Annotated in this window: 17 protein-coding genes; 11 read left to right on the forward strand and 6 right to left on the reverse strand. The window is 51.2% G+C overall.

The window, feature by feature from the left end:
- The first annotated feature begins 86 nt into the window (after positions 1–86).
- Positions 87–3,653: a transcription-repair coupling factor gene (gene mfd / locus AC5JLP_RS32735; protein WP_496072058.1), complete on the forward strand. Its 3,567-nt coding sequence runs from the start codon at positions 87–89 to the stop codon at positions 3,651–3,653.
- Positions 3,654–4,115: 462 nt separating this feature from the next.
- Positions 4,116–4,535 (forward strand): response regulator, encoded by a 420-nt coding sequence (locus AC5JLP_RS32740; protein ID WP_496072059.1) that lies wholly within the window; start codon positions 4,116–4,118, stop codon positions 4,533–4,535.
- A 187-nt stretch (positions 4,536–4,722) separates the two neighbouring features.
- Here AC5JLP_RS32740 and AC5JLP_RS32745 read toward each other — a convergent pair whose 3' ends face one another.
- Positions 4,723–4,902, reverse strand: coding sequence for a hypothetical protein (locus tag AC5JLP_RS32745; protein WP_496072060.1), 180 nt, complete (start codon positions 4,900–4,902; stop codon positions 4,723–4,725).
- A 147-nt stretch (positions 4,903–5,049) separates the two neighbouring features.
- Here AC5JLP_RS32745 and uvrC point away from each other — a divergent pair, with 147 nt between their 5' ends.
- The 3 genes from uvrC (at position 5,050) to AC5JLP_RS32760 (ending at position 10,566) form a co-directional block, all read left to right on the forward strand.
- A complete protein-coding gene (gene uvrC, locus AC5JLP_RS32750; RefSeq protein WP_496072061.1) occupies positions 5,050–7,008 on the forward strand; it encodes an excinuclease ABC subunit UvrC in 1,959 nt (652 codons plus the stop codon).
- Positions 7,009–7,374: 366 nt separating this feature from the next.
- Positions 7,375–8,415, forward strand: a complete 1,041-nt coding sequence (locus tag AC5JLP_RS32755) for a glycosyltransferase family 2 protein (RefSeq protein ID WP_496072062.1) — start codon at positions 7,375–7,377, stop codon at positions 8,413–8,415.
- A gap of 3 nt (positions 8,416–8,418) precedes the next feature.
- Positions 8,419–10,566, forward strand: a complete 2,148-nt coding sequence (locus tag AC5JLP_RS32760; protein WP_496072063.1) for an NAD-dependent epimerase/dehydratase family protein — start codon at positions 8,419–8,421, stop codon at positions 10,564–10,566.
- A 23-nt stretch (positions 10,567–10,589) separates the two neighbouring features.
- On the opposite strand, the gene AC5JLP_RS32765 is transcribed toward AC5JLP_RS32760, so the two are convergent.
- The 3 genes from AC5JLP_RS32765 to AC5JLP_RS32775 form a co-directional block, all read right to left on the reverse strand.
- Positions 10,590–11,951, reverse strand: a complete 1,362-nt coding sequence (locus AC5JLP_RS32765; RefSeq protein ID WP_496072064.1) for a bifunctional folylpolyglutamate synthase/dihydrofolate synthase — start codon at positions 11,949–11,951, stop codon at positions 10,590–10,592.
- Positions 11,952–12,024: 73 nt separating this feature from the next.
- Entirely contained in the window at positions 12,025–13,305 is a 1,281-nt protein-coding gene (locus AC5JLP_RS32770) for a serpin family protein (protein WP_496072065.1), read from the reverse strand.
- 329 nt (positions 13,306–13,634) lie between these two features.
- Positions 13,635–13,832 carry a PIN domain-containing protein gene (locus tag AC5JLP_RS32775; RefSeq protein ID WP_496072142.1) on the reverse strand — a complete coding sequence of 66 codons (198 nt, stop codon included), beginning with the start codon at positions 13,830–13,832 and terminating at the stop codon, positions 13,635–13,637.
- Positions 13,833–13,863: 31 nt separating this feature from the next.
- Between AC5JLP_RS32775 and AC5JLP_RS32780 the strand changes: the two genes are divergently transcribed.
- Positions 13,864–14,100: a hypothetical protein gene (locus tag AC5JLP_RS32780; protein WP_496072066.1), complete on the forward strand. Its 237-nt coding sequence runs from the start codon at positions 13,864–13,866 to the stop codon at positions 14,098–14,100.
- Positions 14,101–14,147: 47 nt separating this feature from the next.
- Here the strand turns inward: AC5JLP_RS32780 and AC5JLP_RS32785 are convergent, their stop codons facing one another.
- Complete coding sequence (locus AC5JLP_RS32785) at positions 14,148–15,116, reverse strand: hypothetical protein (protein WP_496072067.1); 969 nt, start codon at positions 15,114–15,116, stop codon at positions 14,148–14,150.
- Between the two features lie 356 nt (positions 15,117–15,472).
- On the opposite strand from AC5JLP_RS32785, the gene AC5JLP_RS32790 reads away from it, so the two are divergent.
- From AC5JLP_RS32790 to AC5JLP_RS32810, 5 genes are all read left to right on the forward strand, one after another.
- Entirely contained in the window at positions 15,473–16,123 is a 651-nt protein-coding gene (locus AC5JLP_RS32790) for a Uma2 family endonuclease (RefSeq protein ID WP_496072068.1), read from the forward strand.
- A 341-nt stretch (positions 16,124–16,464) separates the two neighbouring features.
- Positions 16,465–19,092: an alanine--tRNA ligase gene (gene alaS, locus AC5JLP_RS32795; protein ID WP_496072069.1), complete on the forward strand. Its 2,628-nt coding sequence runs from the start codon at positions 16,465–16,467 to the stop codon at positions 19,090–19,092.
- Between the two features lie 51 nt (positions 19,093–19,143).
- Complete coding sequence (locus tag AC5JLP_RS32800) at positions 19,144–19,341, forward strand: hypothetical protein (protein ID WP_496072070.1); 198 nt, start codon at positions 19,144–19,146, stop codon at positions 19,339–19,341.
- 25 nt (positions 19,342–19,366) lie between these two features.
- A complete protein-coding gene (locus tag AC5JLP_RS32805; protein ID WP_496072071.1) occupies positions 19,367–19,897 on the forward strand; it encodes a hypothetical protein in 531 nt (176 codons plus the stop codon).
- A gap of 176 nt (positions 19,898–20,073) precedes the next feature.
- The gene (locus AC5JLP_RS32810; protein WP_496072072.1) at positions 20,074–20,640 is read left to right on the forward strand and encodes a Uma2 family endonuclease; all 567 of its coding nucleotides are present in this window, start codon (positions 20,074–20,076) and stop codon (positions 20,638–20,640) included.
- A 141-nt stretch (positions 20,641–20,781) separates the two neighbouring features.
- Here AC5JLP_RS32810 and AC5JLP_RS32815 read toward each other — a convergent pair whose 3' ends face one another.
- Positions 20,782–21,387 carry a DUF1877 family protein gene (locus AC5JLP_RS32815; RefSeq protein WP_496072073.1) on the reverse strand — a complete coding sequence of 202 codons (606 nt, stop codon included), beginning with the start codon at positions 21,385–21,387 and terminating at the stop codon, positions 20,782–20,784.
- Between the last annotated feature and the right edge of the window lie 30 nt (positions 21,388–21,417).

The following is a 21,417-nucleotide window of genomic DNA, read 5'->3' on the forward strand; positions in this document are numbered from 1 at the left end:
GATCGCGCCACTCAAAACTGAAGCGCGCAATAAGTTCTCTACTATGAAGATAGGTAACTCTCCTCGACAGGCTTCGCGGTTTCAACATGGCGTTTTCTTCTATCACTCGTGCGCTGGGGCGATTGCCCCTCACAACCGAACTTCTAACCAAGCTTCAGCAGCATCAATACCTGAAGCTAAACGGCTTAGCACGGTTGCCAAAAGGATTGGTCAGTTCTGCCTTGGCACAAGCCCAGTCTCGCAACCTGCTGGTTGTCACCGCTACGCTTGAAGAAGCCGGACGCTGGACTGCCCAACTGGAAGCAATGGGCTGGCAAACGGTTCACTTTTATCCCACGTCCGAGTCATCACCTTACGAACCATTTGATCCAGAGTCGGAGATGGTGTGGGGGCAGTTGCAGGTGTTGGCGGACTTGGTAAAGGATAAAGGCGAAAGTATAAAGGATAAAAGTGAAGCCAATTCATCCTTTAGCCTTCATTCTTCATCCTTTGCGATCGTTACGACCGAACGTGCCCTTCAACCTCATTTACCGCCTGTTGCGACCTTTAAGCCATACTGTCTGACACTGAAGCGAGGCGCGGAATTAGACCTGGAAACGCTGGGGCAGGAATTAGCGCGATTGGGCTACGATCGTGTCCCGCTGGTTGAAACTGAAGGGCAATGGAGTCGGCGCGGCGACATTATTGATGTGTTTCCGGTTGCATCGGAGTTACCAATGCGGTTGGAGCTGTTTGGCGATGAGTTGGATCAGATTCGGGAGTTTGACCCCGCTACGCAACGATCGCTCGATCGCATCGAACAGCTTGTACTCACACCCACAAACTTCGCACCCATCATTCAAACCGCGCTCATTGTTGAGAAAGCTGAAGCGTTGAAAGCATTTCTATCTGAAGAAGATCAGGAAAAATTTGACCAGGGGCAAATGCCGGAAGGGTCTCGTCGTTTTCTGGGGATTGCGTTTGACAGACCTGCGTCCCTGCTGGATTATTTGCCGGAAAATACGCTAATCGCGATCGACGAACCCGATCAATCGGAAGCGCATGGCGATCGCTGGTTCGAGCACGCCGAAGAGCAGTATGGGGAAAACAGCGGTCAGCAGTCAGCGGTCAGCGGTCAGCCCTTACCACGTATTCATCGATCGTTTGCAGAATCGTTGGCGGAGGTGGAGTTGTTCGATCGGCTTTACTTATCGGAGTTGGCAGAAGAACCAAAAGTGCGCACTGCTCAAGATAAAGGCCCTGCTCCGATTAATTTGGCGAGTCGATCGGTGCCTGCGATTCCCCATCAGTTTGGCAGGCTGGCGGAGACATTGCGGGAGGAGCGCGATCGCGGTTTTTCGATCTGGCTGGTATCGGCGCAACCCTCGCGATCGGTGGCGTTGCTGCAAGAGCACGATTGTCCCGCACAATTTATTCCCAATCCGCGTGATTATCTGGCGATCGACAAACTTCAGGTGCAGCACGTTCCCGTTGCCGTGAAGTACTCCGGGTTGGCGGAACTAGAAGGCTTCATTCTGCCGACGTTTCGGTTGGTGGTAGTGACCGATCGAGAGTTTTTCGGGCAACATTCTCTCGCTACGCCCAGCTATGTTCGCAAACGTCGTCGTGCGGCATCCAAGCAGGTTGACCCAAATAAGCTGCGACCGGGCGATTACGTGGTGCACAAAAATCATGGTGTGGGTCGGTTTCTCAAGCTCGAAAGCCTGACGCTAAACCACGAAACCCGCGAATACCTGGTGTTGCAGTACGCCGATGGCTTATTGCGTGTGGCAGCCGATCAACTCAGTTCACTGTCACGCTTTCGGGGGGCAGGCGATACTGTACCCGAACTTAACAAAATGTCTAGCAAAGCCTGGGAGCGCACTAAGAGCAAGGTTCGTAAAGCCATCAAGAAAGTCGCGGTGGACTTGCTTCAACTGTATGCCCAACGTGCCCAACAGGCTGGCTTTACCTACCCTCCCGATATGCCCTGGCAGGAAGAAATGGAAGAGTCCTTTCCCTACCAACCCACGCCGGACCAATTGAAGGCCACGCAAGATGTGAAGCAAGATATGCAGAGCGATCGCCCAATGGATCGGCTCGTCTGCGGCGATGTGGGTTTTGGCAAAACCGAGGTTGCTATTCGCGCCATCTTCAAAGCGGTCACAGCGGGTAAGCAAGTGGCAATGCTAGCTCCCACGACTATTCTGACCCAGCAGCACTATCACACGCTGAAGGAACGGTTTGCACCCTACCCCATTCAAATCGGCCTACTCAACCGTTTTCGAACGCCCCAAGAACGGAAGGATATCATCCAACGCCTCAAAACGGGTGAACTGGATATTGTCGTCGGCACCCATCAGTTGCTTAGCAAGGATGTGCAGCCAAAGGATCTGGGCTTGCTGGTGGTGGATGAAGAGCAGCGGTTTGGGGTGAATCAGAAGGAAAAAATTAAGTCCCTCAGAACGCAGGTGGATGTCCTCACGCTCAGCGCCACCCCGATTCCACGCACCCTTTATATGGCGTTGTCTGGCGTGCGCGAGATGAGCCTCATCACCACACCGCCCCCGTCTCGTCGTCCCATCAAAACCCATCTGTCGCCCTACGACCCCGAAGTGATGCGAACCGCCATGCGCCAGGAACTCGATCGCGGCGGGCAAGTTTTTTACGTGGTGCCCCGTGTGGAAGGTATTGAAGAAATCGCCGTTCGTATCCGTGAAATGATACCGAGCATTCGGATTGCGATCGCGCACGGACAGATGCCCGAAGCGGAACTGGAAACGACCATGCTGACCTTCAGCGAAGGCGAAGCCGATCTTCTCCTCTGCACCACCATTATTGAATCGGGGTTGGATATTCCTCGCGTCAATACCATTTTGATTGAAGACGCACAGCGCTTTGGACTCTCGCAGCTTTATCAGTTGCGGGGACGAGTGGGCAGGGCAGGCATTCAGGCACACGCATGGCTCTTTTACCCCAAGCAGAGTCAGCTTACCGACACGGCACGCCAGCGATTACGAGCCATTCAAGAATTTGCGCAGCTAGGTTCTGGCTATCAGTTAGCAGTACGCGATATGGAAATTCGGGGAGTCGGTAATCTACTGGGAGCCGAGCAATCGGGACAACTGGACGCGATCGGCTTTGACCTTTACATTGAAATGCTGGAAGAAGCGATCGGCGAAATCCGTGGGCAAGAAATTCCGACTGTCGATGATACGCAGATTGATCTCAACTTGACGGCATTTATTCCCGCCGATTACATTCCTGACCTGGATCAAAAGATGAGCGCCTACCGTACCGTAGCCTCTGCTAGCAGCAAACAGGAACTCACGCAAATTGCCGCAGACTGGAGCGATCGCTACGGTGCCATTCCCGCAGCCGCCCTCCAACTGATACGGATTGTAGAGTTGAAGCAGATTGCCAAAAAGCTGGGCTTCTCGCGCATCAAGCCTGACGGCACACAGCATATTGCGCTAGAAACACCGATGGCAGAACCCGCCTGGAACTTACTCAAAGCCAACCTGCCGGATCATCTGCATTCGCGCTTTGTCTATACGCCAGGAAAGGTTACAGTTCGAGGCTTAGGCGCACTCAAGGCCGAACAACAGCTAGATAGCTTGCTGAACTGGCTCGGTCGCATGCAAGGTGCATTACCTGAACCCGCGATCGTTTGAAAAATAAGGGATGCTGAGCAAGCTGGAGCCGTGCTATTCACACACCAAGCGCTTCTGCGAAAGTTTAGGCATACTGACGCAAAATATTTAAATGCAAGTTACTATTAGCACAGTGACCTGACAATATTACTGAGTGATCTCGATCGTTGACATTGCCATCTACGCGATGTATCTTCATCGATCTGTATCATCTGTTTAACAAAATTAGGACTTACGCGTCTGAAGCTTAAACCTTCGATCCCTCCTTCCTCCCTTAAAAGGGAGGAACTCCAAAAGCCCCCTCTCAAGGAGTTGGGATTTAACTGCGTAAGCCCTGAAAACGATCTCGCATCTGAAAATCGATCACAAGAACCAATCGTATCGCTCTACCTAAGCCGTATTTTAATGTTGAGGATCCAGAAGTCTGGCTTCAAGGTTTTCTAAGAAACGGTGGGTTGGTTAGCTACAGAGCAACAAGGTGCTATGCAAACAACGATCGCTGCCCCTGTATCCAACTTGAACTCCAGCATCCGCATCTTACTGGTTGAGGATAATGATATCAGTCGTCAATTGATGACTGACTTTTTGAGGCACTGCGGTTACTCGATTAACGCCCTTTCAAACGGTTCTACGTTTGCGCGCGAGATGGCGTTGTTTTGCCCCCACTTGGTGTTGCTCGACCTGAAGTTACCCGATATAGATGGCTTTGCGGTATTAGAGCAAGCACAGCAAACCACAGAGTGGGCAGAGACTCCCATTATTGTGATTTCAGCATTTGCTTTTCAAACGGATCGAGAGCGAGCCTTAAGCTTGGGCGCTCGTCAGTATTTGGTCAAGCCTGTAATGCTACCCCAAATTCAACAAGCGATTCATGATGAGCTAAAAGCACTCACGGTACAGTAGGCAAGCCTCTGCACCTCAACATTTTTATGACGATTCACTTAAACGCATGATCTATGGGTGATTAGCAGGACTTACATTATCCTCACTCAACGATCACCACTGCGGTTGGGCTTGTGCTGCAATTGGCTTAAGGACAGGGCTTTAATCCGACTCAATATATGGGCACAAGCGGCTATGCCATTAGGGGCTACTGGCTTCGTTGCTGCGTGACAAACGTTTCAATATTTTGGCTGAGAGACTGTACCGTTCTACCAGTCTGCGAGATTTGGGCAGTTAGTTCCGCAATAAGTAGCGTTGCTGATTGCAGTTGGTTGAGGGTCTGTTCTAGTTCTTCACGGGTCTGTGATTCAAACTCTTCGAGCGTCATATACAAAACCTGACGTATCAGTGTGCGGTTGTTTAATTAATTACACATCGATCTTAGCGATTACGGAGATGCGCGTCTCTAGCAATGTTTGAAGTCTCCATAGATTCGTTTAAAATTGAGATAAAGCCCCATCACCAATCGTTGTCTGTGACATCTGCAAAAGCGTTAACACTGGTTAAAGACCCAGATCGTTTGGAACGTCGCCTCAAAGAGATTCCAGCGGAGCCGGGTGTGTACTACATGCGGGATGCGAACGATCAGATTCTCTATATTGGGAAGTCTAAAAAGCTACGATCGCGCGTCCGCTCCTATTTTCGGGACAATCAAGGCTTGAGTCCTCGCATTGCGTTAATGGTGAAGCAAGTGGCGGAGATCGAGTTTATCGTCACCGATACCGAAGCCGAAGCTTTAGCGCTAGAGGCAAACCTGGTCAAGCAGCACCAACCCCACTTCAATGTGCTGCTGAAGGACGACAAAAAATATCCTTATCTCTGCATCACCTGGTCGGAAGCCTATCCGCGCATCTTCATCACGCGTAAGCGACGGGTGAGTAAGGAAAAAAAGGATCGCTATTACGGTCCCTATGTGGATACGGGATTACTGCGGCAGACGCTGCATCTGGTGAAACGGATCTTCCCCCTGCGGCAACGACCCCAACCGCTCTTTAAGGATCGTCCGTGCCTGAACTACGATATTGGTCGCTGCCCCGGTGTATGTCAGGCGTTGATCACCCCAGAGGACTATCACAAGATCGTGCAGAAGGTGGCGATGATCTTCCAGGGGCGATCGCGCGAACTAACCGACATCCTCACCGCGCAGATGGAAAAGGCAGCAGAGTCGTTGAACTTTGAGCAAGCCGCCAGAATTCGTGACCAGATTGCAGGTTTAAAGCTGCTCGGTGCTGACCAAAAAGTGTCGATGGCGGACGATACCATTTCACGGGATGCGATCGCTCTGGCTGCCGATGATCAATATGCCTGTGTGCAACTCTTCCAGATTCGTGCGGGTCGCCTAGTAGGGCGCTTGGGCTTTGTTGCCGATGCTCAATCGGGTTCACCCGGAGACATTTTGCAGCGCGTGTTGGAAGAGCATTATCAAACCGTCGATGCAGTGGAAATTCCCGCTGAGATTATGGTGCAGCACGAACTGCCCGAAGGTGACATGCTGGCAGAGTTTCTGACGGAGGCAAAGGGGCGGAAGGTGACGATCGTCGCGCCTCAGCGTCAGACCAAAGCTGAGATGATCGAGATGGTCGAGCGCAATGCCGAGTATGAGTTAGCACGGACGCAACGGTTTGCCGATCGTAACGCCCAAGCTATGCTCGACCTTGCCGAAATTCTCGACTTGCCAGAACTACCTCGCCGCATTGAAGGGTACGACATTTCTCACATCCAGGGTTCAGATGCGGTGGCATCGCAAGTCGTCTTCGTTGATGGGCTACCAGCCAAACAGCACTATCGCCATTACAAAATCAAAAATCCGACGGTGACGTCTGGGCACTCCGATGATTTCGCCAGCATGGCAGAGGTGATTCGTCGCCGTTTTCGCAAGTATGCAGCGATGAAAGAAAAGGGTGAGTTGGTGAAAGCTGAAGCCGATTCTGTGTTGAGCCGTCATGTGTCTGCAACGGCTGATTTTCCCGATCTGGTGATGATTGATGGGGGCAAAGGACAGCTTTCGGCAGTGGTCGCGGTTTTGCGCGAGATGAATTTGCTGGACGATGTGAAAGTCGTTAGCCTTGCCAAGCAGCGCGAAGAAATTTTCTTGCCTGGAGAATCCTTGCCGCTGAACACGGATGCTGAGCAGCCCGGTGTGCAGGTACTCCGTCGTTTGCGGGATGAAGCGCACCGCTTTGCCGTGAGCTTTCACCGCCAACAGCGCAGCGATCGCATGCGTCGATCGCGCCTCGACGAAATTCCCGGCCTCGGACATCATCGTCAGAAACAACTGCTTGCCACCTTTCGGTCGATCGACTACCTGCGTGAAGCCAGTCCTGCTCAGATTGCAACGGTTCCTGGTATTGGCCCTCGTCTAGCCCAGCAAATTTACGACTATTTTCATCCTGCACAGGATGCTCCTGAGCCAGAGTCAGCAACGATGAATTGATTAGCGGTCAGCGGTCAGCTTTAGAGTTACTTCTGGCTCCTGATTTCCGTTTCTGACCACTAAAACCAGAGCGATTTACTTCTCATAGCGCTTAATATCTGCTTCACAAACTCGGTGTGTACGGATAATTTTGCGCTCCAGTGTCGGCTTTGGCTTTAACCCCATCCGCTTCTATGTTGTACTGGAAGTCGGCACAGGAACGAGTGGTTCGCTTTATTCATCTGAGATGAACACCGCACAATTTTTTGGGCACTCTACGCTTAATTCCTTCGCCGCGCTGAGAGTCTAGACTGAATTCTTACCGGATGGAACGATCGCACGATGAAAAGGTTCTGCAATGGCAAGTGGTGTTAAAAGGGAGGGTGCGTGACTAGCTCACACAAGGTTGGAGTCGTCATCATTGGGCGCAACGAGGGCGATCGTCTCTTTCGCAGTTTAGATTCCGTTGTGGATGGCTCTCGTCCCGTTGTGTATGTGGACTCTGGCTCGACGGATGGAAGCTGTGAGGCTGCTGGCGATCGCGGCGTTATCGTAGTCAATTTGGACTTATCGATTCCCTTTACAGCCGCGCGTGCTCGTAATGCTGGGTTCGCTCGTCTGCGGGAACAGCATCCTGATATTGAATACGTCCAATTTATCGATGGTGATTGCGAAGTGGTAGCAGGTTGGCTCGAAGCTGCCGCCGCTGCGCTGGACGAAAATCCTACGGTCGTAGCCGTATGTGGCTGGCGGCGTGAACGCTACCCGGATCGCAGCCCCTATAACCGCATTTGTGACGTTGAGTGGCGGATGGGGTCAGTGGGTGAAACCGCTCACTTTGGTGGCGATGTCATGATTCGTGCCAGTGCGTTCGCCGCTGTAAGTGGCTATGACAGCAGCGTGATTGCGGCGGAAGATGATGAACTGAGCGTGCGGCTGCGACAGGCAAACGGGTCTATCCTCCGCATCGACCATGACAGCACCCTCCATGATGCCAATATCCATCAGCTCTCACAATGGTGGCAACGGGCGAAACGCTGTGGCTATGCCTACGCTCAGGTTCACAGCCTGCACGGTGCGCCGCCAGAACGGAAGTTTGTCAAGGAGATCCGGCGCACCTGGCTGTGGGGCGTCTTGGTGCCTGTGGGCGCGATCGCGCTTGCACCCTTCACCCTTGGGCTTTCGCTCCTTGCCTTCGGACGCTATCCACTGACGGCGTTGCGAACCATTCTGGGTACACACAAACGAGGGTTTTCCTGGGAGGAGAGTATTCCCTGGGGTTTGTCCTGCGGGGCGTCTGTATTTCCAGAAGCATTTGGAGTCATCAAGTTTACGAGCGATCGTTTGCTCAACCGACAACACAAGATCATTGAATATAAGGGCGCTCAAACGCCTGTTGTCAATACCGTTCACATCACAGGGAGATAGCCAATGGCAGTTCATAACGGACAAAGCAAACCCGTCGCCGTCGCGCTGCTTGGGGCAGGCTACATTTCTGATTATCACCTCGCAGCACTGCGCCTTCTACCCAACGTTGAGGTGCGTGCGATCTGTGACTTGAACAAGCGGTTAGCAGAGCAGTTTGCACAGTCAAAGGGCATTTCAACCGTTTATGGTGATCTGGGTGAGATGCTGTCTAAAGAGCGTCTGGATGTGGTGCATATTCTCACACCGCCTCATGTGCACTTTGCCACGGGTTGCCAGGTGGTTGAAGCGGGAGTCGATGCCTTTATTGAGAAGCCTTTGTGCCATCGGGTGAGCGACTGTCAAGAACTCCGTCGTCGTGCCGAAACCATTGGACAGACGATCGGTGTGAGCCACAACTTCCTCTACTTCCCGGTGTACGAAAAGCTTGTCGCCGATTTGCGTAGCGGACGGCTCGGACGTGTTGATCAAATTGATATCGTCTGGAACAAGGAACTGGGTCAACTCACAGGTGGCCCTTACGGCGCGTGGATGCTTCAAACACCCAAGAACATTCTGTTTGAAGTCGCGCCCCACTCCTTTACCCATCTGGTTCACTTGATTGGGCAACCCGATTCGCTGTCGGTAGATGTGAACGATCGCATCGATTTGCCTCGTGGGCTGGAGTTCTACCGACGTTGGGAAATTCGCGGCTGGAAGGGCAACACCAGCATTCGTATCCGGTTCTCATTCATTGACGGCTATCCAGAACACTACATCCATGTGCGCGGCACCAATGCGATCGCCCATGTGGACTTTGAGAACAATACCTACACCTGCCAGGAGCACACACCGTATCTGCTGGACGTCGATCGCTTTGCCACCGTTGCCGCCACTGCCCGCGAATCTTTCTCGCAAGCGGCTGGCACGCTGACGAGCGCAGTTCTCGCCAAAGCTGGTCTTTCCAAAGTCTCTGCACCGTTCTCCTACAGCATTGCGCGGACGGTCGAAAGCTTCTACACGACCCGTCGCAGCAAGCTGGATGAGCGGATCGATCCATCCTTGGGAGAAGGCGCGATCGCCCTGGCTGAATGGGTTGCCCGCGAAACACACCTGCCAGAGCCGAAAACTGATGTCTTTGCGTTGAATCAGCCTGCGATCGCAGAACTGCCAAAGTCCAATGTACTCGTCATTGGTGGCACAGGCTTTATTGGTCAAGCGCTGGTGAAACGCTTGCGACAAGACGGTCATGGGGTTCGCATTCTCGCCCGCGACCCCAACAACTGCTCACCCGCACTTCGCAATCTGGGCGTGGAACTGGCGAAAGGTGATTTCGCTGATGCCAACGCTGTTGCAGCCGCTCTGGACGGTATTGAATACGTTTACCATCTGGCACGCGGCAATGGCAAAACCTGGGCAGACTACCTCAAAACGGATGTGGAGCCGACACGCAAAGTCGCGGAACTGTGTCTGGAGCATGGCGTGAAGCGCTTGTTCTATGCGTCGTCGATCGCCATCTACTACGCAGGCAACGGTGCCGGGACGATTACCGAAACCACAAAACCTCATGAAGGGATGCTGCGAGTCGCACCATACCCGCGATCGAAAGTCGAAAACGAACGTATCTTGCTTCAGCTTCAGCGCGAAAAGGGTTTACCTGTCGTAATCTTCCGTCCCGGTGTGGTTCTCGGTCGGGGTGGCAATCCCTACCACTGGGGCATTGCTGCATGGCCCTATAACTCCGTCTGTCGTCTGTGGGGTGATGGTAACAGTAAGCTGCCGATCGTGCTGGTGGATGATGTTGCGGACGCAATGGCACGGGCGATCGCGGTTCCTGGCATTGAAGGCGAGTCCTTTAACCTCACCAGCGAACCTCAAGTCACTGCCAATGATTACCTTGACGAATTTGAGCAACAAGCGGGGTTGAAGCTTCGACGTATTCCCACCTCTAGCTGGCGCAACTACTCAGAGTCGTTAGCGAAGTGGGCAGTGAAGAAACTCGGACGTGACCCCAACGCCGCCTTCCCCAGCTATGCCGACTGGGAGGGTCGCAGCTTTGCCGCCGTGTTTGATTCCTCCAAAGCCGAGCGCCAGCTTGGTTGGTCGCCCATCAAAGATCGCACCACTCTGATCAAAGAAGGCATCCACGCTCCGGCTGAAGAGTTCTTTGCCTGATGTGTAGTGGCACAAGATTGGCTTTACAGTGCAGCATCTACAGCTTGGAAAAAATGCCCAATCAGGTAGAGAGAGCCGCACAGAACCGTGAGAGGAGCGTCTGTCTTTGGCTTCATTCTTGTTGCGCTTGGCTGATCGCTTGTGGCGGCTTCTAACGCGGGAAGCACATCGAGATAAGTTTGACAGGCTGCCAGGTCAGGGCAAACCTCGTAGGCTAAGGCGGCCAATTTCTCAGGGTCGGCGGTGCTATGGTCGGGGACAGGCACGAGGTAGAGCCGATCGCCCCCTCGCAGCAGTGCCTTAAATACATCGGCATGATCTTTTGTGGAGAGCATGCCCATGACCCAATGAATTTGGGTGCTGCGGTTGCTGACGATCGCGGGACTATCCATAAACTGCCGCAAAACTTCTGCGCTGGCAGGATTGTGGGCACCATCAATCAGAATCTTGTGTCCTTCCCAATGGAACCATTGCAAGCGTCCTGCCCATCTCGTTTTAGCGATGCCGTTGACGATCGTCGCGTCCGATATTTGCCATCCTTGCTGTCGTAGCACCTGAAGCGCGGCGATCGCGAGTGCTGCGTTATGGCGCTGAATGTCTCCAAGCAGAGGCGATCGATACTTGAGCGCTTTGAGGATAATGATGCCTTCTGCTTCGAGATCAGGCGATTCTGGCTGAATGTCGTACTCTTCCACACCTTGATATTCTGCCCATCCATCGCCCAAAGCTTTTGCAGGCTGAGGATACACCGTCAAGCACTCTAGCTCAGCCGTGCGACGATGAATGACCGCAGCTGCTTCTGACGGTAGTTGCCCAATGACGGCGATGCCACTGTGCTTAAGAATGCCTGCTTTTTCCCAGGCGATGTCTGCCAGCGTAGGCCCCAAGCGCTGCCAGTGTTCACGGCTGATGGAGGTAATGATGCTCACAAGGGGACGATCGCACACGTTAGTAGCATCCAGTCGTCCACCCAGCCCTACTTCGATAACTGCGATGTCAACATGCTGTTGTGCAAAGTAAAGCCATGCAGCAGCTGTGAAAACCTCAAACTGAGTCGGGGACGGATCAAGTGATTGACTGGCAGCGATGACTTGCTGAAGTACCTGTTCCAGATCGGAAGTAGCGATCGGCTGCTCATTGACGCAAATGCGCTCTTCCCAACGCACCAGATGCGGCGAGGTATAGCGTCCCACCCGATAGCCTGCCTCCGTCAGCACCGCAGAAAGATACGCACAAACCGATCCTTTGCCGTTGCTCCCCGCCACATGGACAATCGGCACCTGCTCATGGGGGTTGCCCAGTGCCTTTAGAAGCTGCTGAATCGATTCTAACCCCAGCCGTACCCCAAAGCGGGCAAATGTTTGTAGTGTTGCATCGATGTCCAAAATCTCTGCGCTCTCTGCGTCTCTGCGATTCCTTTTACTATTTTAGGCTGTACCGCAGAGGCACGAAAGAAGACTATTTGGGATCGACGATCGCACCCATAAACAATATCGTTCCCGTCCGATTATCACGGATGGCGCAGAAAAAGGGACGATCGACCACCATTCGAAACGGTTCATTCATCGGCATGGAGGTTGCCACAATGCCGACTGACGTTGCTGCCGCTGCTTCCGTACCTTCTTCGTTCATGTCCACAAAGGTTTTATGTTTCACCTGATCGATTTTGGTAGAGGCTGTACTTAGTGCGTCAAAGTTAGCCTTGCTGGCATCGAAGGCGATCGGCATGCCCAGAGCCGATAATGCTTTTTTCAGTTCCACCTCATATTCCAGCTTAAAACGAGGCACCTGCACAGAACCGGGTTGGGTGCGAAACCGACTCATCCACTGCTGCCAACTCTCAGCGGTCAGCGTTTTAGTAAAGTCTGGCAGGTTAAAAGATTTCTTTGGCAAAAAGAGAACCATGCTGACCTGTTTTTTGTCGTAGGGAAGGCTAACCGCTTGAAACTGATTGGTTTCGTAATACTTGTAGCTGCCCGTTTGCGCCATCATTGGGTGGCGCTTTTGGCTACCATCTGCCCGGTAAAACGGCTTATTAACCGTGTCAGTCTTATCAAAGGCTTTCGCCCAGGTGCCTTTAAAGTAGATGGCATTGATTAGAAACATCACATCATCGGGTTTCAGACTATCTACAATCTGGCTAATTTTGCCGCGAGTGTTTTCTTTCACCCAGTTGTTGATTGTCGCTGTGGCATTAGGAGCCGCAAAGTCCAAATCGGTTACCTGTGCGCCGTAAAATTTCTGATTATGTTGAATGAAGGCTGGCTTGAAGGGAACGCCTTGCCGTGCCCAAAGTGAGTTTGCGATCGCAAGCTGCACGCCTGCATCAGGAGTCTCAAGCAACGCTTTCAGAGTTGCGTTTGCCTGGTTGAGTTCAGTTAAACTCATCCCTTGAAGCTCAAGAGTTTTTGCCATCTGCTGCTGCGTTTCACCGCTTGCACCGTTGTAAGCCATCGACAGCGCGATCGCAATACTGGACGGTGATACAAACACATTCTGGTTGCCCTCCTGCTTAAGCAACTCTGAAAACAGCTTGAAACCAAAGGTAGTATTCGCAGTGACTAGCTTCGGATTGACAGCTTGAGGCTTCTGCATCGCGATCGTCTGAGGTGGTTGAAGCGGTTGCGGACTGGCGATCGCTGGATGCACACTCGTTGCCTTCAAGCATCCCATCAAACCCAGTAGCATCAAGCTACCGCTCACAATCGCACCTGTATGCCGCAAGCTACAATGACTCATTTTCACACTCCTGATCAAATGCTGCATGATGCTTTCTACACTTCCACGATCTTATGTTCGGGATGGAAGGACGCGATCGTTGCAGATTCAGTCACTAACCGTAAGGAGGACACTCTCTTTGCTAGAGCGCGTTATCAATTAAGCTTTTGGTATCTGTTGTAAAATTTCAGCCAGTGTCGAGTCTTGAAACCGCGCCTCACGTTCTTCTGTATAATTTCCATACCCTGTCGAAAACTGATTGAGAAAGCGGAGGGTATTGGCAATGCCGAGCTCTTACATCAGAAGTGCGATCGCTTCTTGAGTGGTTTGGTTAAGAGATTTGGGCTGAGTTATGTTGATAGCTCTGCAATTAACTCTAAAGTTGAAACCACTTTCGTCGGCTGAGTCTCTGCTAGTTTTGCTCGTCTCAGAAATCGGTCATCACAGGTGCAAAAGTAATCGGCTTGAGCTGCGATCGCCGAGGCTAAGTGCAACGCATCCAACGGTTTGATGCCCAACTCCACGAATGCTTGGGCGCGATGCTCGATCGACTAGCTGCGCAGCATCTCATGAGCAGCAATGTATCTGTTTTGGGAAAAATCTAGCGATCGCACCCATTGGTTTCTCACAAAAGCGGCTCTCACCAACAGTCCGATCTCTCTCACAAAGGGCATCGATCGCACCCCATCATTTCAGCCGCATCTGCCACCGTGCGATCGTTGTTTTGTCAGCACCATGCGATCGTTTGGCAGATTTGAAACCTTTAGTGTCAAAGATTTTAGCGATCGTCGCCAAAGGTTAGGCTATTGTAGTTGACACATAAAAAATAGAGCATAGACAATAACCACTCTCTCATGAGCTTACTAACTGGCGTCTGGGGTACCGAGCCTTACCTTACAGGCTCGAATAAGCTCTTGGTGAGCCTCATACGCCGCTGTTGCCGTAGCATTTAGTTCATCTCTTTTCTTCCAACGAGGATTTGCATCATCAAACTCATCCAGTTCCATAGAAAAGATATCGCCCTCATCCCCCGATCTCCATCCGTTCACGCTTAGCCCATCTCGGAATGAGATCAGCTTTTCCATAAAATCTGTTCGCTTGCTTTCAAGGTGAGGGTCTATGAACTCATACAGCGCATTTCCCCAATCGTGGATGAAATCGTTAACTCCAGTTAACCATCTGTAAGGGAATGCGCCTCCAAGATCCCAATCACGAAGGAAAAATGCTGTAGTGCCGTTTGAAGGAAACTGCTCCAAGAGCTTAGCAAATAGCAGTCGATCAGATCGTATCGATGAATTTGTAGTGGGAGTCGAGAATAGAATACCACTGCCGCACATTACCTTAAGTGCTTCAGTAAGCTTGAAGACGAGATCTTTATGAACCTCTCGATAAGTCTGCTTATCTGCATTCGGATGGAGAGTGAAGGTAATTGGCCAACGGCGTGTGGCAAGATTGAAGGGCATTTGGTCTTTTGGACTTCCAAACGCATCATTCATTACTAAGATTAACCGTTCATCACTAAGCGAGTGTAGTGCAAATCCGAGCTCAATAAGGACATTGGCGTTCGCGCAAAGCCTGCCTTCAGCGGATTCTGAAGTAAAGGATACGTCAGCAACAAAAGCAGAACTCGCTTCAATCTTTGAGAAAATTGTATACACGATTTCTGGCGATCCTGGTGTCCCTTTTGTATCGTGATCTACTTCTGGACGCTCATCAAGTCCATAATCTCGTTTGATAACGCGCATTGCGTCTTTAAGAGCATCTCGAATAAAGTACCGATTGACATTCTCAGGGTGTTCACTTTGCCATGAATAGAAAACTGAGATCGTCATATTTCACTGTATTCGCAACACTTGTTTAGACAGACCCTTACCATCTAAGAGCTTTAAGTTAGACAATTAGACCGAAATCGCGCTGTCTAAAATCTGATCGAGGTAATTAGGCTGCGACTTGCTAAGCAGTAGCCTTCTACAAGGATAGCGATTATTGCTTGTGCTCAAACCATTGTCACTTCTGCTAGAGCGATCGTTACTCACGATGAATCTGATCTTGACTACACTCCATCGATCAACCTTGCCCTGTGCCTAGAACGCTAGCGGTTCTCTCAGCACCGTGGCAGCACCGAGAGGCATCAAGGCACAGGTTAGAATCCTATTAGAATCAGTGAAAGGGCAACGAGGAACGGGTGATGCTGCTGCTGGAAGACCTCTCTCAATGGTTAGAGCTAGATGACCCGGAAGAACGGCGAGTGATCTCTAACGTCTCCTGGTCACAATACGAAGCATTGCTGACCCGGATGGGAGACAGTCTGGCGTATCGCATCAACTATTTAGATGGAGTTCTGGAAATTGTGGCACCCAGCCGTCGGCATGAAAGTGGCAAAACTCGCATTGGGACACTTTTAGAAATCTATTTTCTGGAGACGGATACCGAATATTTCCCCACTGGCTCCACGACCTTTCGCAACGCAGACAAACGAGTTGGAACGGAGCCAGATGAAAGCTACTGCATTGGCACCGATAAAGCGGTTCCTGATCTGGCGATCGAAGTGGTGGTAACGAGCGGCGATCTTAATCGACTGGAACGGTTTCAGCGCTTGGGAGTCCAGGAGGTCTGGTTCTGGCAAAACAACTGCTTCCTGCTGTATCACCTGCGTGCAGAGAACCTGGAGCAATGGGCGCAAACCTTTGGCTATGAGGCGATCGACCAGAGTGAACTGCTTCCCAACCTGGATATGACATTGCTGAGTGAGTGTGTGCAGAATCCTAATCCACTGGCGGCAGCAAAGGCGTTCCAGCAAGGAATTCGCGATCGCCACTGCCTTAACCATCGTTGCTGATGTTACGTTGAACCCAGCGATCGTTACTTATGCTCAAGCGGTGGTTACCAACGAAGAAGCTGTGGTTACTTACACTCAAGCGGTGGTTACTTCCGTTCAAGCTGCGGTTACTTATGCTTGAGTTATGTTTACTTACGCTCAAGCTGTGGTTAGTAATGATGAAGCTGTGGTTACTAGCATTAAAGCTGTGGTTACTAACATTGAAGTTACCGTAAAGCAAATAAAGCAAGGAGCAAATAAAGTAAATAGCGAATTAACCCCGATCGCAGTGGGAGATTGGCTAGTTCATGCGGCATCATTAAGATCAGCGAATAATTTCTTACAGTCCCCCACCACGTTTCATGGCTACTCCTCCTAGCGGCACTCAAATTCGGCAAACCTTTCTCGACTTCTACGCAGCCAGAGGGCACACGATTCTGCCCAGTGCTTCTTTGGTGCCGGAAGATCCTACCGTGCTGTTGACGATCGCCGGGATGTTGCCGTTCAAACCGATCTTTTTGGGACAGCGTCCGGCTGAGTTTCCTCGCGCGACGACTTCGCAGAAGTGCATTCGCACCAACGACATCGAGAATGTGGGACGCACGGCGCGGCACCACACCTTCTTCGAGATGCTGGGAAACTTCAGCTTTGGGGATTATTTCAAACAGCAGGCGATCGCGTGGGCGTGGGAACTGTCTACGAAGGTCTACGGCTTGCCACCGGAACGCCTGATCGTGAGCGTCTTTGAAGACGACGATGAGGCCTTTGCAATCTGGCGAGACGAAATTGGCATTCCGGCTCATCGGATTCAGCGCATGGGTGAGAAAGATAACTTCTGGGTGTCGGGGCCTACGGGGCCATGCGGACCGTGTTCTGAAATCTACTACGACTTCCATCCCGAAAAGGGCGATGCACACATTGACCTGGAAGATGACGCCCGGTTTATTGAGTTCTACAATCTGGTGTTCATGCAGTACAACCGGGATACGGCAGGTACTTTGACCCCACTGCAAAACAAGAATATTGACACCGGGTTAGGTCTGGAACGGATGGCACAAATCCTCCAGAAGGTGCCCAATAACTATGAGACTGACCTGATCTTTCCGATTATCCAGAAGGCAGCGTCGATCGCCAACGTCGATTATGCTACCGCTGACGGAGCAACCAAAATCGCGCTTAAGGTCATTGGAGATCACATTCGTGCCGTCGTTCACATGATTGCCGATGGCATTGTGGCTTCCAACGAAGGTCGCGGCTACGTGCTGCGTCGCTTGATTCGTCGCGTCATTCGCTACGGTCGCTTGATTGGCATCGATCGCGAGTTCACGCCCAAAGTTGCTGAAACCGCGATCGCCCTTTCAGAGTCTGCTTATCCCAACGTGCGCGTCATGGAGCGAACCATCAAAGTCGCGCTGCAACGCGAAGAAATTAATTTTCTCAAGACGCTCGATAAGGGCGAACATCTGCTGGCAGAAATCGCCGCGCAAGTTGGTGTAGGTGGGCAAATTTCGGGCAAAGATGCCTTTAAGCTCTACGACACACACGGCTTTCCTCTAGAACTAACAGAAGAGATTGCAGCTGAACGAGAATTGACCGTCGATGTCGCTGGGTTTGAAGCCGAAATGGATAAGCAACGGCGGCTCTCCCAAATGGCGCACACGACCATTGACCTCACGGCTCAAGGCTCTCTCGATCAACTCGCAGCCCACATCGAGCAAACCGAGTTTGTGGGCTATACCCAACCCGTCACCGAAGCTGTTGCGCAAGTATTGATGGTGAACGGCAAACCCAAACAAACGGTAGAAGCAGGCACAGAGGTTCAGGTTGTGCTGGATGAAACGCCGTTTTACGCCGAGTCAGGCGGGCAAGTTGGCGATCGCGGCTACCTCTCTGGCGACGACGTTCTGGTACGCATTGAGGACGTGCAAAAAGAGTCGGCGTTCTTCGTCCACTATGGTCGTGTAGAACGAGGCACGCTACATACAGGTGATACCGTTACAGCGCAGATTGACCTTGCTTGCCGTCGTCGCGTTCAGGCACACCACACCGCAACGCACCTCCTCCAATCGGCATTGAAAAAGCTGGTGGATGACAACATTTCGCAGGCGGGTTCGCTGGTCTCCTTCGATCGCCTCCGCTTTGACTTTCATTGCCCCCGTCCCCTCACACTTGACGAACTCCAGCAGGTTGAAGAGCAGGTCAACACCTGGATTGCTGAAGCGCATTATGCTCAGACATCCATCATGTCGATCGCCGAAGCAAAGGCAAAAGGCGCGATCGCCATGTTTGGCGAAAAATACGGCAGCGAAGTCCGCGTGCTGGATGTGGCAGGTGTATCGATAGAACTGTGTGGCGGCACCCATGTCAGCAATACCGCCGAAATTGGTCTGTTCAAAATCGTTTCTGAAACAGGCGTTGCGGCTGGCATTCGTCGCATTGAAGCCATTGCGGGTACGGCAGTGCTGGAATACCTGAACCTGCGCGATGCGATCGTCCGTGACCTGAGCGATCGCTTCAAGGTGAAGCCAGAAGAAATTGGCGATCGCATCACGTCTCTGCAAACCGAACTCAAAACCACTCAAAAGCAACTCGAAACCGTTAAAGGACAGCTTGCCCTCGCTAAAGCTGATAGTCTTTTGACGCAGGCTGAACCCGTTGGCGAATTCCACATTCTCATTGCTCAACTGGATGGCGTTGACCCCGAATCCCTCAAAACCGCTGCGGAACAGCTTCAGCAAAAGTTGACCAATGGCGCGGTTGTTCTTGGTTCCGTGCCCGAAGCGGATAAGGTCAGCCTAGTCGCTGCCTTCAGCCCTGCCGTGATTCAGAAAGGACTTCAGGCTGAGAAACTGGTAGGCGCGATCGCCAAACTCACAGGCGGCGGCGGCGGCGGTCGTCCTAACCTCGCTCAAGCAGGCGGACGCGATGCCAGCAAACTACCAGAAGCACTCGCAGAAGCCAAAAATCAGCTAATCTCTGGTTTGAGCTAAATTGGTAGACCAGCGAAATATTTGCTAAATCGCCCCTCTGGAGGAACGGGCTTGGGCAGGAAAAAAGACATTCAGCAGGTTGAAGTGGTTGCAAGAGAATTCAACATGACCCCAGAAGAACGCAGAGACTTTGGTGATTTTCTAGAAGCAGAAAAACTCAGTGATCATAGTGGCACTAAAAACGATCGCGGTGATTTCACCTATGAAGAACTGAGGCAAAAAGCGCGAGAATTCTTAGGATTGAGTTAACTGAGTTAAGACATTTCTTAATGCAATGACAATCGAACTTACTCACCAAATTACTGACATTAAAGGGATTAATCAGCTCTACGCAATCGCAAGTCGTGTGATTGGTGAGACATGCTGGAAAGCAACTCTCAGCTATGGAGATGAGTTAACGCTTCACTTCGGCGAACAAATTCCGTATACTCATCCCTCAATGGCTGGAAAGCACAAGGGGAGTTGGATATTAGGGACACGCGGCACTGCATGGCAATTAAACAATCCATCCGACGCAAGTGCAACGTTAGATACTAAAGCAGCTATGCTTGATATTTTCAAACGTGAGCTTCGTCAGCTTGAGGGTAATATTTTGCAATCGCTCAAAATTGACTATCCGGTGCTTGGTCTGACACTAAATTTCAGCCAAGGTATCCACTTAACCATCACCCCTCCTGTCCGTTACGATGAGTTTGACTTGCCCTACTGGGAGTTATTTACCCCTGATCATCAAGTTTTGCAGGTCGGTCCTCAGTCAAGTTGGTCATTGATTCAATCCGATCGAAGCCCATCAACTCCGGATTGAAACGGTCTATGAAAGTGGTCGAGAAATACCATTACCAAGCACAGAGGTTTAACCTTACTAAGGATCGTGGATTAAATAATCTGTGTAGATTGGGTTAAGGCACATAGCTGGCTCAACTCAACCTACAAAACTCAAAGCAGCCTTGCAGTAACCTCAAAGAGTCTCAAAGAGTTGCTATGGTTCAGTCCCCTACAAAACGCATCACGTTTGAAGACTACCTGACCTACGACGATGGGACAGACAATCGGTATGAACTCTTCGATGGAGCGCTTGTCTTAATGACTCCTCCAACAGGTGAACATGGGGCGATCGCAGGGTTTCTGCTCGTTCAGCTTTACCTAGAGATTCAACGCTTAGGGCTAGATTGGCGGGTGCGGCAAGGAGAGACAGGCGTGCGAACCACCGAAAGTCGGTCACGCTTGCCGGATGTCTGTGTCATCACAGACGAACAAGCACAAGCCATTCGCTATCAAGCGGCTATTCTCACAACGGCACCGCTCTTAGCGATCGAAATTGTTAGCCCAGAATCCGTGACACGCGATTACCGATTCAAACGCTCCGAATACGCCGCTCTCGGTATTACTGAATATTGGATCGTTGATCCTCTAGAAGCCAAGCTTTCCGTACTGCTGCTGAATGACGGCTTCTATGATGTCATCGAGTTTAGGGGCAGCGATCGCTTACTTTCTCGCACCTTTCCTGAACTTGCTTTAACCATTGAGCAAGTCTTAACTGCCCAATAAGTACAAAGGCGGGTCATGCTTAAAAAGCTCATCTTGGAAACCTGGAAAAGTTTTCGTTATGCAGAATATTTCATTGAACTACTTAATATCATGATGGGTAGAAACATTCGCAAAAAACTGAAAGGCTAAGGCTTTATATCACTAGCCAAGGCATCCAAGTACCCCTTCATTTTGCACTGCAACGTGTTGATAAAAGGTTTTTAGTTTCTCGAAGTCTTGTTGTATCCACGTCAATTCATTTTCATCCTCATCACCGCGAATTTTATAGACGCTGTGTTGACGCATTGCTGGTGGATCAAAATGTTGATGAAGCAATACGGGCGTGATACCAGTTAAGCAATCGGCGATCGCACCGACATCATCGGGCAATGTATAGCTAATACGAAAACCAATCGTCGTCTTGACCTGTGGATGTAAAATTGTGCCACCAAAAATGGCCTTTTCAATCAAGCTTAAATCAGGGCTTGGTTCAGGTTGGGGCTGATCTTGCCGCCGATTCTCAGAAAGCAAGTAATAGAGTGCGTCCCAACGACGTCCCCAAGCCAAACAGCGTGTTTCTAAACCGGGATGCTGTTGAATAGTTTGCTGTGCTGCTTCGGCAAAGCTAAGCCACGGTTGTTCCGAGGTTATTGCACCTCTCTCGATGGAACTGAAAAATTCAAGCAAACTGCCAAGTTCAGGATCTTGCCGTGATCGTTGCAGCAACGGACATTCAGGCATTGCCTGATATGTCATATCGATTCCCATACAGCAAAGGTTAGAAACTATTCAACTTCA

The organism is Stenomitos rutilans (assembly GCF_059505485.1).

Bases quoted from the DNA above. Each gene is read 5' to 3' on its own strand.
- AC5JLP_RS32760 (WP_496072063.1), top strand. From the start codon at position 8,419: ATGGCAGTTCATAACGGACAAAGCAAACCCGTCGCCGTCGCGCTGCTT.
- AC5JLP_RS32745 (WP_496072060.1), bottom strand. From the start codon at position 4,902: ATGACGCTCGAAGAGTTTGAATCACAGACCCGTGAAGAACTAGAACAG.
- AC5JLP_RS32770 (WP_496072065.1), bottom strand. From the start codon at position 13,305: ATGAGTCATTGTAGCTTGCGGCATACAGGTGCGATTGTGAGCGGTAGC.
- AC5JLP_RS32740 (WP_496072059.1), top strand. From the start codon at position 4,116: ATGCAAACAACGATCGCTGCCCCTGTATCCAACTTGAACTCCAGCATC.
- AC5JLP_RS32810 (WP_496072072.1), top strand. From the start codon at position 20,074: ATGGTTCAGTCCCCTACAAAACGCATCACGTTTGAAGACTACCTGACC.
- AC5JLP_RS32790 (WP_496072068.1), top strand. From the start codon at position 15,473: ATGCTGCTGCTGGAAGACCTCTCTCAATGGTTAGAGCTAGATGACCCG.
- AC5JLP_RS32785 (WP_496072067.1), bottom strand. From the start codon at position 15,116: ATGACGATCTCAGTTTTCTATTCATGGCAAAGTGAACACCCTGAGAAT.
- mfd (WP_496072058.1), top strand. From the start codon at position 87: ATGGCGTTTTCTTCTATCACTCGTGCGCTGGGGCGATTGCCCCTCACA.
- AC5JLP_RS32805 (WP_496072071.1), top strand. From the start codon at position 19,367: ATGACAATCGAACTTACTCACCAAATTACTGACATTAAAGGGATTAAT.
- AC5JLP_RS32815 (WP_496072073.1), bottom strand. From the start codon at position 21,387: ATGGGAATCGATATGACATATCAGGCAATGCCTGAATGTCCGTTGCTG.
- AC5JLP_RS32780 (WP_496072066.1), top strand. From the start codon at position 13,864: ATGTATCTGTTTTGGGAAAAATCTAGCGATCGCACCCATTGGTTTCTC.
- alaS (WP_496072069.1), top strand. From the start codon at position 16,465: ATGGCTACTCCTCCTAGCGGCACTCAAATTCGGCAAACCTTTCTCGAC.